Origin of the sequence: Nocardia sp. NPDC049220, assembly GCF_040647855.1 — a bacterium.
In the GTDB taxonomy this organism is placed as follows: domain Bacteria; phylum Actinomycetota; class Actinomycetes; order Mycobacteriales; family Mycobacteriaceae; genus Nocardia.
This window is the reverse complement of the sequence record NZ_JBEZDA010000003.1, coordinates 115,341-130,012: the sequence shown is the minus strand read 5'-3', so window position 1 is coordinate 130,012 and position 14,672 is coordinate 115,341. Positions and strand designations below refer to the sequence as shown.

General features: G+C 67.2%; 11 protein-coding genes. 6 read left to right on the top strand and 5 right to left on the bottom strand.

Annotated elements, in window-relative coordinates; all coding sequences use genetic code 11:
• The gene (locus AB0C34_RS12130; protein WP_357070355.1) at positions 1 to 1,626 is read right to left on the bottom strand and encodes an FAD-binding protein; all 1,626 of its coding nucleotides are present in this window, start codon (positions 1,624 to 1,626) and stop codon (positions 1 to 3) included.
• 114 nt (positions 1,627 to 1,740) lie between these two features.
• Here AB0C34_RS12130 and kstD point away from each other — a divergent pair, with 114 nt between their 5' ends.
• Both kstD and AB0C34_RS12120 read left to right on the top strand, forming a co-directional pair.
• Entirely contained in the window at positions 1,741 to 3,441 is a 1,701-nt protein-coding gene (kstD, locus tag AB0C34_RS12125) for a 3-oxosteroid 1-dehydrogenase (RefSeq protein ID WP_357070353.1), read from the top strand.
• Positions 3,442 to 3,558: 117 nt separating this feature from the next.
• A complete protein-coding gene (locus AB0C34_RS12120) occupies positions 3,559 to 4,425 on the top strand; it encodes a MaoC/PaaZ C-terminal domain-containing protein (protein ID WP_357070351.1) in 867 nt (288 codons plus the stop codon).
• 220 nt (positions 4,426 to 4,645) lie between these two features.
• On the opposite strand, the gene AB0C34_RS12115 is transcribed toward AB0C34_RS12120, so the two are convergent.
• Positions 4,646 to 5,677, bottom strand: coding sequence for a polyprenyl synthetase family protein (locus AB0C34_RS12115; protein WP_357070349.1), 1,032 nt, complete (start codon positions 5,675 to 5,677; stop codon positions 4,646 to 4,648).
• Between the two features lie 398 nt (positions 5,678 to 6,075).
• Here AB0C34_RS12115 and crtI point away from each other — a divergent pair, with 398 nt between their 5' ends.
• The 4 genes from crtI to AB0C34_RS12095 are packed head-to-tail and all read left to right on the top strand — an operon-like array spanning position 6,076 to position 10,752.
• Positions 6,076 to 7,602: a phytoene desaturase family protein gene (crtI, locus tag AB0C34_RS12110; RefSeq protein ID WP_357070347.1), complete on the top strand. Its 1,527-nt coding sequence runs from the start codon at positions 6,076 to 6,078 to the stop codon at positions 7,600 to 7,602.
• Entirely contained in the window at positions 7,599 to 8,531 is a 933-nt protein-coding gene (locus AB0C34_RS12105) for a phytoene/squalene synthase family protein (RefSeq protein ID WP_357070345.1), read from the top strand. The genes crtI and AB0C34_RS12105 overlap by 4 nt, the downstream gene beginning before the upstream one ends.
• A 25-nt stretch (positions 8,532 to 8,556) precedes the next feature.
• Complete coding sequence (locus AB0C34_RS12100) at positions 8,557 to 9,333, top strand: lycopene cyclase domain-containing protein (RefSeq protein WP_357070343.1); 777 nt, start codon at positions 8,557 to 8,559, stop codon at positions 9,331 to 9,333.
• Positions 9,334 to 9,354: 21 nt separating this feature from the next.
• On the top strand, positions 9,355 to 10,752 hold the full coding sequence (locus AB0C34_RS12095; protein ID WP_357070341.1) for a carotenoid oxygenase family protein: 1,398 nt from the start codon (positions 9,355 to 9,357) through the stop codon (positions 10,750 to 10,752).
• Between the two features lie 9 nt (positions 10,753 to 10,761).
• Here the strand turns inward: AB0C34_RS12095 and AB0C34_RS12090 are convergent, their stop codons facing one another.
• The 3 genes from AB0C34_RS12090 to AB0C34_RS12080 all read right to left on the bottom strand — a co-directional run bounded on the left by AB0C34_RS12090 (position 10,762) and on the right by AB0C34_RS12080 (position 14,371).
• Entirely contained in the window at positions 10,762 to 12,351 is a 1,590-nt protein-coding gene (locus tag AB0C34_RS12090; protein ID WP_357070339.1) for an NAD(P)/FAD-dependent oxidoreductase, read from the bottom strand.
• Positions 12,352 to 12,641: 290 nt separating this feature from the next.
• On the bottom strand, positions 12,642 to 13,082 hold the full coding sequence (locus tag AB0C34_RS12085) for an NUDIX domain-containing protein (RefSeq protein ID WP_357070338.1): 441 nt from the start codon (positions 13,080 to 13,082) through the stop codon (positions 12,642 to 12,644).
• 110 nt (positions 13,083 to 13,192) lie between these two features.
• Positions 13,193 to 14,371 carry a lipid-transfer protein gene (locus tag AB0C34_RS12080; RefSeq protein WP_357070336.1) on the bottom strand — a complete coding sequence of 393 codons (1,179 nt, stop codon included), beginning with the start codon at positions 14,369 to 14,371 and terminating at the stop codon, positions 13,193 to 13,195.
• Positions 14,372 to 14,672: the final 301 nt, after the last annotated feature.

Here is a 14,672-nt window from a genome sequence, read left to right as displayed (position 1 = left end):
CTAGTTTCCTTCCGCTGTTGTTCGGTCGAGCGCCGGAACCCGCTCGCCCGCCGCGGACCGACCGGCCCGGCGACCAGAGAAAATGCAGTCGGATAGCGAGAGGCCGCTGACGTAGGACTTCGAGCAGAGGCCGATCGCGGTCCGACCGGCCGCGAAGAGTCCCGGAATATCGCTTCCCTCGGTCGATTTCACCGCGCCGGAGCGCTCGTTCACGAGGACACCGCCGAGGGTGAGCATCGCGCACGGATTGGTCAAACTCGGTTTGACACCCACATCCAGCAACCAGAATGGGCCGGTGCGCAGCATGGTGGTGAACTCGACCGGCTTGCCGACCGGATCGGGTGCACCACTGTCGATCGCGGAGTTGTGCGCCTCGACCGTCGCGCGCAGACCGCGCGCATCGATCCCCGCTTTCGCCGCAACTTCCTCGAGCGTGCCGCCCCGAACTGCGGTGCGTCGCATGGCCTCGAACTGACCGCGCTGAAACCAGGTGCCCTGCTTACCGATCTGGCCGATGGCGGTGCGCATCAACGCGTCGTCGGCGAGCAGCCAGCCCTTGCCCTCGTGCTCGTTGATCAGCGTGTGGCCCACCGCGGCGCCGTAGCGAGTCTCGTCGATCACTCGGCGGCCGTCCGCGTCGACCAGCAACGCGCTGGTGAATGCGCTGGGCGGCTGTAGGAATCGCCACGCCGAGATGTTGTCCATCCGGTCGACGGCGGCGCCGGCCTGCTGCGCCATCACGATTCCGCTCCCGTCGTCGCCGGTGGTCCCCAGTAAGAGACCACCGCGGTACCGCGGCGCGTACTGGCGCACCATGTCCCGGTTGGCGATGAACCCGCCGGCGCTGACCACCACGGCTCGGCGCGCGCGAACCCGGATCGTCGTGCCGTACCGGCGTTCCATCCTGGCGAGCCGCCGCTCCAATGCCCGGCGTAGCCGTGGATAGTAGATGCCCGGCTTGGCCGCGACCTGCGCCATGCGGGTGTATCGGTCCCGGATCCGGCCCGGCGCCGCGCGCAGGGTGTGGCACTCGACGCCGATCACCGCACCCGTGCTGTCGGTGAGCAAGCGCGTTACCCGCGTCATAGTTTCCACCCGTACGCCGAGGTGGGACGCGGCAGCGGTGAGTGGGCCGATGAGCTTCTTGCCCGAGGTGCCCCGTCCCTTCACCCGATGTCCGCGCTGGGCGGCCGGAATGTCCCGGAACGCCCCGGAAATCTCGCTGCCGGAGTAATACAGGTAAAAATGATCGTTCGGATAGGAAGTCTTGTACGGGCATAGCGACGCCCCGAACGGGACGCCATGGCCTCGCAACCACTCGATCATGGCCGGGCTCTCGTCGACGAACCGGCGCAGCGTCTCGGGTGTCACCGCGTCGCCGACCTCACGCTCCAGGTAGGCGAGCATTGCCTCCGGCGTGTCTTCCACTCCGGCCGCGCGTTGCACCGAGGTTCCACCGCCCGCGTAGATGACACCGCCGGACAGCGCCGACGCGCCTCCCCCGGCGAACCGCTCGAGCACGAGCACCTGTGCGCCCGCCGCGGTCGCTTCCAGCGCGGCTGCCGCGCCGGCGGCGCCGTATCCGACCACGACAACATCGGTGGTCAGGTCCCAATCGTGCCCCATATACTTCTCTCCGGTCCGAAATTGAAACAAGTTACCTCGACAAATGGCACGCCGAGTAAGTCTTCTGCCACACAACATAGACCAATTGCGCGTCCATTCTATAACGTGTTCTACATGACTGATCGGGAATACGACGTGGTGGTGGTCGGCAGTGGCGCCGCCGGCATGACCGCTGCTCTGACCGCTGCCCACCATGGGCTGAGCGCAGTACTCATCGAAAAGGCCGCACACTACGGCGGGTCGACCGCGCGGTCCGGTGGCGGCGTGTGGATCCCCGGTAACAGAGCGCTGCGGGCGTCCGGTCGGCCCGACGACCGCGAGGACGCCCGGACCTACCTGCACAGCATCATCGGCGACGTCGTCCCCAAGGATCGGATCGACACCTATATCGACCGCGGCGCCGAAGCGTTCGACTTCGTGCTCGACCACACCCCACTGAAGATGCGCTGGGTGCCCGGCTACTCCGACTATTACCCCGAAGCGCCCGGCGGCCGCGCCGAGGGCCGTTCGTGTGAACCGAAACCGTTCGACGCCAAGATCCTCGGCGCGGCGCGCTTCGACCTGGAGCCGCCCTACAGCAAGGCTCCGCTGAACGTCGTGGTCACCCAGGCGGATTTCAAGCAGCTCAACCTCATCAGACGACACCCGCGCGGCATGCTGCGCGCGATGCGGGTCGGCGCACGCACCACGTGGGCCCGGCTCACCCGCAAGCATCTGCTCGGCATGGGGCAGGCGCTGGCCGCCGGCCTCCGCAAAGGTCTACTCGACGCGGGGGTGCCCCTGCTGCTGAACACGCCGCTGACCGGGCTGATCGTCGCGGACGACCGGGTCACCGCCGTCGAAGCCGAACACGAGGGACGGACCGTGCGCTTCACCGCCCGCTATGGCGTAGTGCTGGCCAGCGGCGGCTTCGAGCACAACGACGAGATGCGCCACACCTACCAGCGCGAGCCCATCACCACCGAATGGACCACCGGCGCGCTCGCCAACACCGGTGACGGCATCCGCGCCGGTCTGGAACTCGGCGCGGCCGTCGACATCATGGCCGACGCCTGGTGGGGGCCGACGATCTTCAAAGGCGGCAAACCCTGGTTCTGCCTTGCGGAGCGGAATCTGCCGGGCTGCATCATCGTCAACACCGACGGGAAGCGATTCGGCAACGAGTCGGCGCCTTACGTCGAGGCGGTCCACACCATGTACGGCGGCGAGCACGGGCAGGGTGCGGGTCCCGGCGAGAACGTGCCTGCCTGGCTGGTGTTCGATCAGCGTTACCGCGACCGCTACATCTTCGCGGGGCTGCAACCCGGTCAGCGGTTTCCGTCCCGGTGGATGGAGAACGGTCGCATCGTACAGGCGGCGACCCTGGCCGAACTGGCCACCGAGATCGGTGTGCCGGAGCAGAATCTGACCGCGACCGTGCGACGGTTCAACAGCTTCGCGGCCACCGGCGTAGACGCCGATTACCGCCGCGGGGACAGCGCCTACGACAAGTACTACGGCGACCCCACGGTCAAGCCGAACCCGTGTCTAGCCGCGCTGGTGGCCGGACCCTTCTATGCGGCCGAGATGGTGCCCGGCGATCTCGGCACCAAGGGCGGCCTGGTCACCGACACCGCGGGTCGGGTACTGCGCGCGGACCAGACCGTCATCGAGGGCCTCTACGCCGCGGGCAATGCCAGCGCCCCGGTGATGGGTCACACCTACGCGGGCCCCGGCGCCACCATCGGTCCCGCGCTCACCTTCGGCTATCTGGCGGTGCTCGACATCGCCGATCGCAAGAAGCGGCAGCCCGCGGCGGCCTCGGCTGGGGCGTGACGTGATGTCGCGAACCCCGGCTTCGCAGTCGGTTCCGGCGACATCGATGTCCGCCGCGATCCGGCGGCGCAGCGCGGACAGTTGCCAGCTGTCCACAACCATGCACAAGGAGTGCTGATGCCCATCGACCCGAAGATCGCGCTCGGCGCGGAACTACCGAGCAGGGAGTTCGCTTGGACACCGTCGGATGTCCAGCTCTACCAGCTCGGTCTCGGCGCGGGCACGCGCTGGACCGACGCGGCCGAGTTGCGCTACCTGGACGATCGGGCACCGCAGGTGCTGCCGAGCTTCGCGACTGTAGCGCCCACGCTGCATGAAACCCGCCCCCCGAAGGTGAGTTTCCCCGGCATCGACATCGATCTGGCGAAGGTAGTGCACGGCCACCAGGAGGTCGAGGTGCACCGGCCGATCCCGGCGGCGGGAAAGGCGACCGGCGCCGGGCGGATCTCGGAGATCTGGGACAAGGGCTCGGCCGCGGTGGTCGTGCAGGAGCACACCATCACCGGCTCGGACGGCGCACCGCTGTGGACTACGCGCTCGTCGATCTTCGCCAGGGGCGAAGGCGGCTTCGGCGGCGAGCGGGGACCGAGCACCAAGTCCGAACTGCCGAACCGCGCACCGGATTTCGACGTCAGCACGCCGACGCTACCGCAGCAGGCGCTGCTCTATCGACTGTGCGGCGACCGCAACCCGCTGCACTCCGATCCGGAATTCGCCCGCGCCGCGGGGTTTCCCGCACCCATCCTGCATGGACTGTGCACTTACGGCATCGTCTGCAAGACCGCGACCGACACCGTGCTCGGCGCCGACGCGAGCCGGGTCGCCAGCTTCCGCGCCCGGTTCGCGGGCGTGCTCTTTCCGGGCGAGACGATCCGGACCCGGATCTGGCGGCAGGACGACGAACTGACCCTCGTCGCGACCGTTGTCGAACGCGACGACGCACCGATACTCGGCGACGTCACGCTGCGCTTCCTGCCGGCCTGAGGACGGCAGCGTTACTGCCCGGTAGAGGCACTCGTCAGGCAAGCGCGGTAGTCCGTCGGCGCCGCCGGGGATCACGGTCACAGCATCGAAGTAGTGGTGTATGCGGCAGTCCTGAACGGAAATCGATCCGGTGGTCAGACAGGCCGCGAAATTCATTCGCGCATCGTGTAATCGAAAGACCTGTCTCCGCAACGAAGGCGTACGCCGACTTTCGGCGCTCTCATCGATCTCGGCGAGTGATGGCTCGGGTCAGCGCATAAAGTTCCGGGGTCGCGAGCGCGGTAGGCAAAGCGTCGATCGCCGCTTGCATTCTCGCGTCGGCATGTTGCTGGGTCTGGTGCAAACCACCGGTGGTTGTGACGAGTTCGGTGGCGTAGGTGATGTCCTCGGTGCCAAGGGGTTTACCGGACGCGTAGAGGTCTGCCAATTCGGCCGCGGCGTGATGGCCGGTCTGCAAACCCGCGATGACCGGCAGGGTTCGCTTGCGTCGTGCCAGGTCGTTGCCCACTGGTTTGCCGCTTACCGCGGCGTCTCCGGTGATTCCGATGATGTCGTCGGTAAATTGGAATGCCATGCCCAGTTCGCGGCCGAAGGTGTCATACGCAGCGACGAGGTCGGCGTCGGCGCCCGCGCAGAGTGCGCCCAGCGCGCAGGCGGCCCCCATCAGCGATCCGGTCTTGCCCATCGCCATGTGCAGGTACTCGTCGACGTCGACGTGTTGACGAGACTCGAAGGTGTAATCCTCGAATTGTCCCCGGCACAGCTCGATGGCGGCGTCTTCGAGCCGAGCCACCGCCTGGCCCACCGCGGGCGCGGGGACATCCAATACCATACGAATGGCCGATGCGTGCAATGCATCTCCGAGCAGCATGGCTGCGTCCCGGCCCCAGACCTTCCACACGGTGGCGCGTCCGTGGCGGAGTTCGTCGGCGTCCATGACGTCGTCGTGGATCAGAGTGAAGTTGTGCATCAGCTCGAGTGCCGCTGCCGCGGGCGCTGCCGCAGCTCGGTCGCCCCGACAGGCGGCGGTCACAGCGAACACCAGTGCGGCCCGCAGTCCTTTACCCGATGGTCCGTCAATCGGTTGTCCTTGCGGGTCCGACCAGCCGAAATGGTATCCGGCCATGAGTTGCATTGGTTGCGGCAGTTCGGATACCACACGCCGTAGCAGTGGGTCACACGCCGCGCGGGCCGTGGCCAGGATGCCCGTGGCGTGGGGGTCCGGGACTGTGGTCAGGGGCACCGTCGTCATCGGTCCGGTCTCAATTCTCGCTGGTGATCGGGAAGCTGCGGCTCTTCATGGCCCGGCTGCGGGCCCTGGACAGCCGGCGACCCGTTGTCTCGATCACGGGGAGTGTACTGCGTACCGGAGTTCCCTGCCTGTTAGCTGATTGGCGACGGCGGTGACTTGGACCCGTCCTCGGGTGGACCGGCGGCCCACCGCGCCGGGTGCCGGGTTTCGCGGCGACGGCCTCGACCGGGGTCGGACTCGCGCCGCCATGACGATTCGCACAGGTGAGCCGCAACAGAGTTCGGTTCGGCCGGAACGGGGCACTGGCTCGTCGAGCGCGCTACCGTCGAGCGCCCTACTATGTGAAATCACCAGCCGGGGGAGTACCCCGGCGTTCTTGTTCCCTGGAGGAGGGCGCAATGCGCTCACCACGTACTGTGGCCGGCCACGTCGACAATGTCGTGATCGTCGGCGCCGGCCTCGCCGGTCTGTCCGCCGCAGTTCACCTCGCCGGCGCGGGTCGCTCGGTCACCGTCCTCGAGCAGAGTGCGCAACCGGGTGGCAAAGCGGGCGTGTTCACCGCCGGCGGGTACTCGTTCGACAACGGGCCGACCGTGCTCACCATGCCGGATCTCATTGCCGATACCTTCGCGGCTGTCGGCGAGAATATCGGCGACAGGCTCGAATTGCTCCCAGTTCACCCGGCCTACCGGGCGCACTACAGCGACGGGTCGACCTTGGACGCCCTCACCGACCTCGATGCCATGGCCGAGGAGATCACCCGGGTCTGCGGCTCCCGTGAGGCGGACGGCTATCGGCAATTCGTGTCGTTCCTGCAACGCCTGTATGACTGTGAATTCACCGATTTCATCGATCGCAATATCGATGGGCCGTTCGACCTGTCGTTGCCGGCGATCGCCCGGCTCACGGCGATGGGCGCGTTCCGGAACATGGACGCCAAAGTCCGGCAGTATCTTCGCGATCCGCGCACCATCCGCTTGTTCTCGTTCCAGGCGCTCTACGCGGGCGTCGCACCGCATCAGGCGCGCGCGCTGTACTCCATCATTTCCTACCTCGACACCCAAGCCGGAGTATTCCTGCCCAAAGGCGGAATGCACGCCCTGCCCGTCGCACTTGCGGACGCGGCGGCCGACCACGGCGTGAACTTCCGGTACAACACCACCGTGGAGCGGATCGAGGTATCGCTGCACGGGCGGGCACGCGCGGTGATCACCCGAGAGGGAGAACGCATCCCCGCCGACGCCGTCATCGTGACCGCCGACCCAGCGCTGGCATTTCCCCGGCTGCTCGGTCGCGAGCCCCGCCGCCTGAGACGAATCAAGTACTCGCCCTCGTGTTTCCTGCTTCTCGCAGGAGCCGCCCGGGGTGACACCGACAAGCCGGCGATGGCCCACCACAACATCCATTTCGGTGACGCGTGGCGGCAATGCTTCGACGAGATCATCCGGGACGGGGAACTGATGAGCGATCCCGCCTTCCTGGTCAGCGTGCCCTCGGTCACCGACCCCGGGCTGGCGCCGGACGGATCCCACAGCTACTACGTGCTCTTCCCCACTCCGAATTCCGTTATCGGACAGCAAAATTGGGCCAAAGACGGGCCGCGCTATCGCGATCAGGTCATGAAAACCCTGAACGAACACGGCTATACCGAACTCGCGCAGAATGCCCAGTACGAACACGTGCTCACACCGGATGACTGGCAGCAACTCGACTGTCCGGCCGGCACCCCCTTCAGCGCCGCCCACACCATGCGCCAGACCGGCCCCTTTCGCACCTCCAATCTGGTCGGCGAGAACATCGTATTCGCCGGGGCGGGAACACATCCCGGCGTCGGCGTGCCCATGGCTCTGATCAGCGGCCGACTCGCCACCCAGCGGATCACCGGACAGCCGGGGACGCGGACTCGGTCGGTGGTGTCCCGATGAACGCCACCGACCGCCGTCTCCTCGATGCTGCCGGCATCACCGATCCCGCGCTCCGCAGCGCGTATGCTCGGTGCCGCCGCCTGCACTCGCAGTACGGACGCACGTACTATCTGGCGACCCTGCTGTTGCCGCCATGGAAGCGGCCGTACGTGCACGCGCTGTATGGATTCGCCCGCTACGCCGATGAAATCGTCGACAGCGGGCCCGCCGACGCACGCGCGGCCGAATTCGAGGTCTGGTCGAAGCAGGTGCTCACACAGCTCGCCGACAGCGCCGAAACCGACCCGACCACCCCGGGTGGCCAGGTCACTGCGGCGCTGCGGCATACCCTGTCCCGCTGGGATATCCCGCTCGACACCGTCCGCGCTTTCCTGGATTCGATGGCCGCCGACCTCACCGTGACCGACTATCCGACCTACGAGGATCTCGTAGGGTACATGTACGGCTCGGCCGCGGTCATCGGCTTGCAGATGGTGCCCATCCTCGGACCGCTGGACGAGGAGGCCTACCCCCGCGCGAGAGCCCTGGGCGAGGCCTTTCAACTCACCAACTTCATCCGCGATGTCGCCGAGGATCTCGTCCGCGGCCGGGTCTATTTGCCGGGCACGGATCTCGAGCAGTTCGGCGTCACCCGGCACGATCTCGCCCAGCCACAAATCAACTCGGCAGTGCGTGAACTCGTACGATTCGAAATCGACCGCACCCGAAAGATTTACGCATACTCCGTCGGCGGCATCCGAATGCTCGACCCCGCCAGCCGGCCCTGCATCGAGGTCGCCTATCGGCTCTACGGCGGGATCCTCGAAGCGGTCGAGGACGCCGAATACGAGGTGCTCGGCCGCCGCGTATCGGTGAGTCTTCCCACCCGGTTGCGGATCGCCGTGCCGGCCTACGCACAAGCGCGCAGGGCTTGGACGAGCAGACCATAACCCGCACTGGATTCGACGAAGAGCTATGACATATCTGCAATTTCTGGCGATCTTTCTGCTGCCTCCCCTGATCGGCGTCCTGGCGGTCACGAGATACACACTGCGGCAACCCGATCGCCCCCGCCGCCCGTACGATGTCGGGCTGCGGATTCTCGCTCTGCTCCTGCTGGTGGCCTGGGTGTGGACGACACCGTGGGACAGCTGGATCATCCGAGTCGGAGTCTGGACGTATCCAGAGGGCGGGGTCGTCGCCACCCTCGCCCGGGTGCCGCTCGAAGAGTACTTGTTCATGGCGGGGCAGACCTGCCTTGCCGGGTTGTGGACGCTGTGGCAGACCAGCCGCGTCGACGCACTCGAACCGGCCGTGTCCAACGGCACCCTTCGCCGTATCGCGGGGGCCGTCGCGTGGAGCGTCGCCGCCATGGTCGGAGCCTTTGTCGCCGTGACGAATTCGCATGGCCTCTACTTGGGTTCGATGCTGATGTGGTTCGGTCCGCTGCTGGCCGTCCAGTGCGCGGTGGGAGCGGATCTGCTGCGCATGCGGCGAGCCGTTCGGTTACGCACCCTGGTGCCGGTCGTCGCCTACCTGTGGGTCGCCGATCGGATCGCCATCGCCGCCGGGACCTGGCACATCTCGGCCGACTACACCTCCGGAATCAGCATTCTGGGACTTCCGCTCGAGGAAGCGCTGTTCTTCGCTGTCACGAGTCTGCTGATCGTCAACAGTCTCGTGCTCGCCACCCATCCGGCATTGCCCGCGCGACTGCGCACATTTGTTCCGAAAAAGATTGTCCGACAATAGATTTCGAAGCGAGACCAGCACATGACACAGACGAGCCCGTATTACCGGGGAGCCTGGGAACCGGTGGACAAGGAGACGACCGCATACGACTTGCCGGTGCGCGGCACGATTCCACCACAACTCGACGGGCTGTTCGTTCGGATCGGGCCCAATCGGTTACCCGATGCCGGCCCGTCTCGCCAGATACTCGGATTCCTCGACGACGGCATGTTGCACGGTGTGCGTGTGTCCGACGGCCGCGCCGAGTGGTACCGCAGCCGGTGGGTTCGGTCCAAGGCCGTGACGAAGTCCCTCGGCGGGTCTCGCCCACCGGGGCCGCCGCGTCGCGTGTGGAACGATGCGGTGAACACCCATGTGATCGCGCATGGCGGCAGCCTGCTGGCACTGGTCGAAGGCGGATGTATGCCCGCGCGGCTGTCCACCACGCTGGACACCGTCGAGTACACGAACTTCGGCGGGACGCTGCCGCACGGGTTCACCGCGCATCCCAAGCGCGATCCGGTCACCGGGGAGCTGTTCGCGATCGCGTACAACCCGATTCTGTCCTACGCCGAATATCTGATCGTCGACACGAACTGCCGGGTCCGCAAGGTGGAGCGAATCGACGTGCCGAAACGGCCGATGATGCACGATTTCGCGCTGACCGAGAACCATATCGTGGTACTCGACCTCCCGGTGGTATTCAAGCCGACGCGGATAGTTCTGGGGCGGGTGCCCTATTGCTGGGAGCCCAAGCACACCAGCCGTTTCGGTGTGCTGCCGCGCGAAGGACGGGGACAGGACATCCGGTGGTTCGAGGTGTCCGCGGGTTTCGTCTTCCACATCGTCAACGCCTACGAGGTCGGCCGGAAGGTGACTGTCGAGGCCATGCGGTACGACCGCATGTTCGACGACGCCCCGCCCAATCCGATCGCCCGCGGAGCGGTGTCTTGGCGCTGGGTGCTCGACTTGGACACCGGCACGGTAGCCGAATCCCAGCTCGACGATCGATACGAGGAGCTTCCGTCCGTGGATGACAGGCGGGTGAGCCGGCGGCATCGGTACGTGTACTCCGCCATGTTCCGGCCCCGCGACCGGTACGACGCGGACGGATTCAGCGTCCCGGTCATGCTCATGCAGCGCGATCTGGACACCAATGCCGTGCTCACCCACGACTTCGGCGCGGGAATGGTACCCAGCCAGCCGGTATTCGTGCCCGACGGACCGCAGGAAGGTCAGGGCTGGGTCATGAGTTACGTCTACGACCCAGCGCGGGACTGCAGCGATCTGGTCATCCTCGATGCCCGCGACTTCGCCGGCCCGCCGGTCGCGGTCGTGTCCCTGCCCCATCGGGTGCCGTCGGGGTTCCACGGCAGCTGGGTGGCCGCCGCGGACCTCGACGCCATCGACGATCTCACCGGCGCGGGGCGCGATAGCTGATTCGACCCGTCACCGCCGGCCGAGCCGGGGTGTCCGGCCGCGCCGCAGGTCGCGCAGCACGAGGTTGGCTGCGCTGCGCCCGCTCGCCCCGGACACTCCGCCACCGGGATGGGTGGAGGCGCCGGTGAGGTAAAGCCCGGGCGCGCCGGGAACCCGTTGCCCCGACATCTCCGGCAGCGGTCGCCAGAAGAACATCTGGTCCAGCGACATCTCGACGTGCATCACGTTGCCGCCGCGCAACCCCATCTCCCGTTCGAGGTCGGCGGGCGTCTGCACGAACCTCTCCCGCACCGACGCGGCGAATCCCGGTGCGAGCGCGTCGACTTCGCCGATGATGCGATCACCTTCGCGGTCGGCGTGCGCGGACCAGTCACTGCCGTCGGCGAGTTGGTACGGATGCCACTGCGCCCACAGCGACAGCTGATGCTGCCCGGCCGGCGCGATCGACGGGTCGAGCGCGCTGAAACTCATGGCCAGCACCACCGGCCGCGGCGGTAGATCGCCGGCCAACGCGGCGCCGTGTGCCAGCCGCAGTTGCCGCCGGTCGGTGACTAGCAACTGCAGTCCATGCGCCGACTCCGCGGCCGAGGCGCCGGGATAGACGGGCAGGGCGTCGGTGGCCGCCCGGACCACCATGCCGATGCCCGGCCCGACCCGGATGCGGCGGCGCCAGCCGTCCAGCGTGTTGACATCGAATCCGCCGTTTTCCAGCAGGTCCAACGTGTTGAGGATGTGGGCGCCCGCGATCACGGTGCTGGCGCGCAGGTTTCGTCCGGACGCCGTGCGCACCCGCCAGCCGTCGCCGTCGCGCCGAAGCTCGGTGACCGCGTCGCCGGCCGAGACCGTTCCGCCGTCGGACTTCAGGCGCGCGACCAGCGCCGCGCTCAACGCGCCGCTGCCGCCCACCGCACGCCCCGGCGGAAGGGTGTGCATGAGCGCGGCGAACCCGACCATCGGCGCGGTTCCCGGTTCCGACATCGGCGGTCCCGACTGCGCCCCGAACCAAGCCAGGGCAGCCTTCAGCCGCTCATCGTCGAACATGCTGTCCAGCAACGCATCCCCGGTCTGCAGGAAATCCCGCGACATGGCGGCAGGACCGCGAACCGCCCCGTCGCCGCCGCGGATGTCCAGTCGCCAGAACGCGCGCAGGAGCCCGCTCGGTCCCGGCCGGCCCGAGAACGACCGCATCAGCTGCCGGCTGCGCGGGCCCCATATCCGCACGAATCGGCGATACGCGTCGGCGTCGCGCGCACCGCAGGCGGCTTCGATCGACGCGCAGGTGCGATCCAGATCACGATGGAACACGATCGGCGGCTGTTCGCTCCCGGCCGGTGCCGGCGCGAAGGCCCATGGGTCACAGTCGATATAGCGCAAACCGAAGCGATGCAGTTCCAGGTCCTCGATGATCCCGGTATGCCGGACCATCAGGTGCGCCGACGAGCCCCGGTCGACCAGATGTCCCGGGAAACGCTCCACCGTCGACACCGCGCCGCCCAGCACCTCGTCCCGCTCGAGCACCTCCACCTGCTGCCCTGCCCGAGCGAGATAGCATGCAGCTACCAGTGCGTTATGGCCGGAGCCGACAATCAGAACGCTCATCGGACCGACACCTCCTGCGGCAGCGGCCGGTGGCGTCGCAGGTGCGCGGCGACGTGTCGGCTGTCGTAAACCGGCACCAGGGCAAGGTCGTCATCGATTACGAGCATGTCAGGCGAATTCCTCGAGTATTGGGACGATCGGCGAACTCTGAGACCGTCAGGCTGATTTCTACCACAATCAACGGGAGATCGATCGGCCGAACGAATTTGTGCTGGCAAACCCGCAGCGTGGCCTCTGACGGGTGGCACACCATGGCGGCGCTCTCGCCTTGTGTCGCGGTTATCGGCCGCTCAACGGCGCCAACCCTGTTCGCTGTAGGTGGCGCCGGTCAGGTGGGCTCGGATCCCCGCCGTCGAGTAGGAGATGAGAGTGGCTTCGGGAAGGGCGGACAGCGCGAACCAGCGTAGCTCGTAGGACTTGTCGGGTTCGCGGTTGACCGGTTCGCCGGACCAGTGACGGGTTTCGAAGAAGAGACCGAGACGGGGTTCGAGGCCGGAGCCGATGACGTGCGCGGTGTGGATGTGGCGGAGATCAGCCGGATCGATCACCACACCGACCTCCTCGCACGCCTCACGGATAGCGCCGGCGATACCGGATTCGCCCGCTTCGAGCTTTCCCGCGGGAAGATGCCAGCAACCGTCGAACTCGTCGTGGCTGCGGCGCTTGCTCAGCAGCAGTTCGTCACCGCGAAGAAGCAGAACATGGACGTCGACCAGGTGCCGAGCCGTCATTGGCCTCCTCTTTCTGGCGCCACCGTAGGCCTGGCCGTCAGCTCCGCACAGACGCCGCAGGGCACCTGCGTAGATCCGCCGAAGACGTACCCAGCGTACGGCGGCGGCACTCAGTCGGCGCTGAGGACGAGTCCAGAGGTCGGAACGCCGGTGCCCGCGGTGACCACGATGTGCTGCAGGCTCGCCACCGGATTGACCGAGGTGCCGCGGATCTGCCGCACCGCCTCGGCGATGCCGTTCATGCCGTGAATGTAGGCCTCGCCGAGCTGTCCGCCGTGGGTATTAAGCGGCAAACGGCCGCCGACCTCGATGGCGCCATCGGCGATGAAGTCCTTCCCTTCGCCACGGGCACAGAAGCCGAGCTCCTCCAGCTGCATGAGAACGAACGGCGTGAAGTGGTCATAGAGGATGGCGGCTTGCATGTCCTGTGGGCGCAGCCCGCTCTGCGCCCACAGCTGGTCACCGACCAGACCCATCTCTGGAAGCCCGGTCATGGCGTCGCGGTAATAGCTCGTCATCACGTACTGGTCGGCGCCGGAACCCTGTGCGGCCGCGGCGATCACGGCGGGCCGCTGCCGTAGGTCGCGTGCCCGCTCGACACTGGTGACCACGATCGCGACGCCGCCGTCGGATTCCTGGCAGCAGTCCAGCAGGTGCAACGGCTCGGCGATCCAGCGCGAATTCTGATGGTCGGCCAACGTGATCGGCTTGCCGTAGAAGAACGCGTCGGGGTTGACCGCCGCGTGCTTGCGGTCGGCGACCGCGACCCGGCCGAAATCCGCACTCGTCGCGCCGTAGACATGCATGTAGCGACGGGCGACCATCGCGACCTGCGCGGCGGGTGTGCCCAGGCCCTGCGGGTAGGACCAGCCGGCGTCGATACCCGAGGAGGTCGGCGCCGTCGCCAGCGCCGTCGCGAACTGCCCGAACCGCGACACCGAACGCTCGTTGAACGCGCGGTACGCGACGACCACATCGGCGATGCCGGTGGCCACCGCCATGGCGGCCTGCTGGACGGTGGCGCAGGCCGCCCCGCCGCCATATCCGATGTGGCTGAAGAACGTCAACTGCGGGATGCCGACCGCCCTGGCGACCGCGGCCTGGGTGTTGGTGTCCATGGTGAAAGTGGTCAGGCCGTCGACGTCGGCCGGGGTGAGCCCAGCGTCCCCGAGCGCCGCGGTGACCGCCTCGGCGGCCAAGCGTAGTTCGCTTCGGCCGGAGTCCTTGGAGAAATCGGTGGCGCCGATGCCGACGATGGCCGCACGGCCGGACATGGTCTGGTCAGTCATGGGCCCTCCGGAGCGCGATCACGGCCGTTGCCGTGATGTGGTCGCCCAGGCTGTCCGTGCCGACCACGTCGATGTGGATGTCGTCCTCCGCCAGCGCGGTCACCGTGCCGGTCAGCGTCAGCGTGTCGCCGGCGTACAGTGGCACGCCGAGGCGCAGCGCGATCGACTTCACGATCGCACGCGGGCCCGCCCAGTCGGTGACGAAACGCTGCACCAACCCGGTGTCGGTGAGGATGTTGACGAAGATGTCCTCGGAACCGCGCGCGACGGCTTTGTCCCTGTCATGGTGTACATCCTGGAA

Coding starts and splice junctions, on each gene's coding strand:
- AB0C34_RS12130 (WP_357070355.1), bottom strand. CDS start 1,626: ATGGGGCACGATTGGGACCTGACCACCGATGTTGTCGTGGTCGGATAC.
- kstD (WP_357070353.1), top strand. CDS start 1,741: ATGACTGATCGGGAATACGACGTGGTGGTGGTCGGCAGTGGCGCCGCC.
- AB0C34_RS12120 (WP_357070351.1), top strand. CDS start 3,559: ATGCCCATCGACCCGAAGATCGCGCTCGGCGCGGAACTACCGAGCAGG.
- AB0C34_RS12115 (WP_357070349.1), bottom strand. CDS start 5,677: ATGACGACGGTGCCCCTGACCACAGTCCCGGACCCCCACGCCACGGGC.
- crtI (WP_357070347.1), top strand. CDS start 6,076: ATGCGCTCACCACGTACTGTGGCCGGCCACGTCGACAATGTCGTGATC.
- AB0C34_RS12105 (WP_357070345.1), top strand. CDS start 7,599: ATGAACGCCACCGACCGCCGTCTCCTCGATGCTGCCGGCATCACCGAT.
- AB0C34_RS12100 (WP_357070343.1), top strand. CDS start 8,557: ATGACATATCTGCAATTTCTGGCGATCTTTCTGCTGCCTCCCCTGATC.
- AB0C34_RS12095 (WP_357070341.1), top strand. CDS start 9,355: ATGACACAGACGAGCCCGTATTACCGGGGAGCCTGGGAACCGGTGGAC.
- AB0C34_RS12090 (WP_357070339.1), bottom strand. CDS start 12,351: ATGAGCGTTCTGATTGTCGGCTCCGGCCATAACGCACTGGTAGCTGCA.
- AB0C34_RS12085 (WP_357070338.1), bottom strand. CDS start 13,082: ATGACGGCTCGGCACCTGGTCGACGTCCATGTTCTGCTTCTTCGCGGT.
- AB0C34_RS12080 (WP_357070336.1), bottom strand. CDS start 14,371: ATGACTGACCAGACCATGTCCGGCCGTGCGGCCATCGTCGGCATCGGC.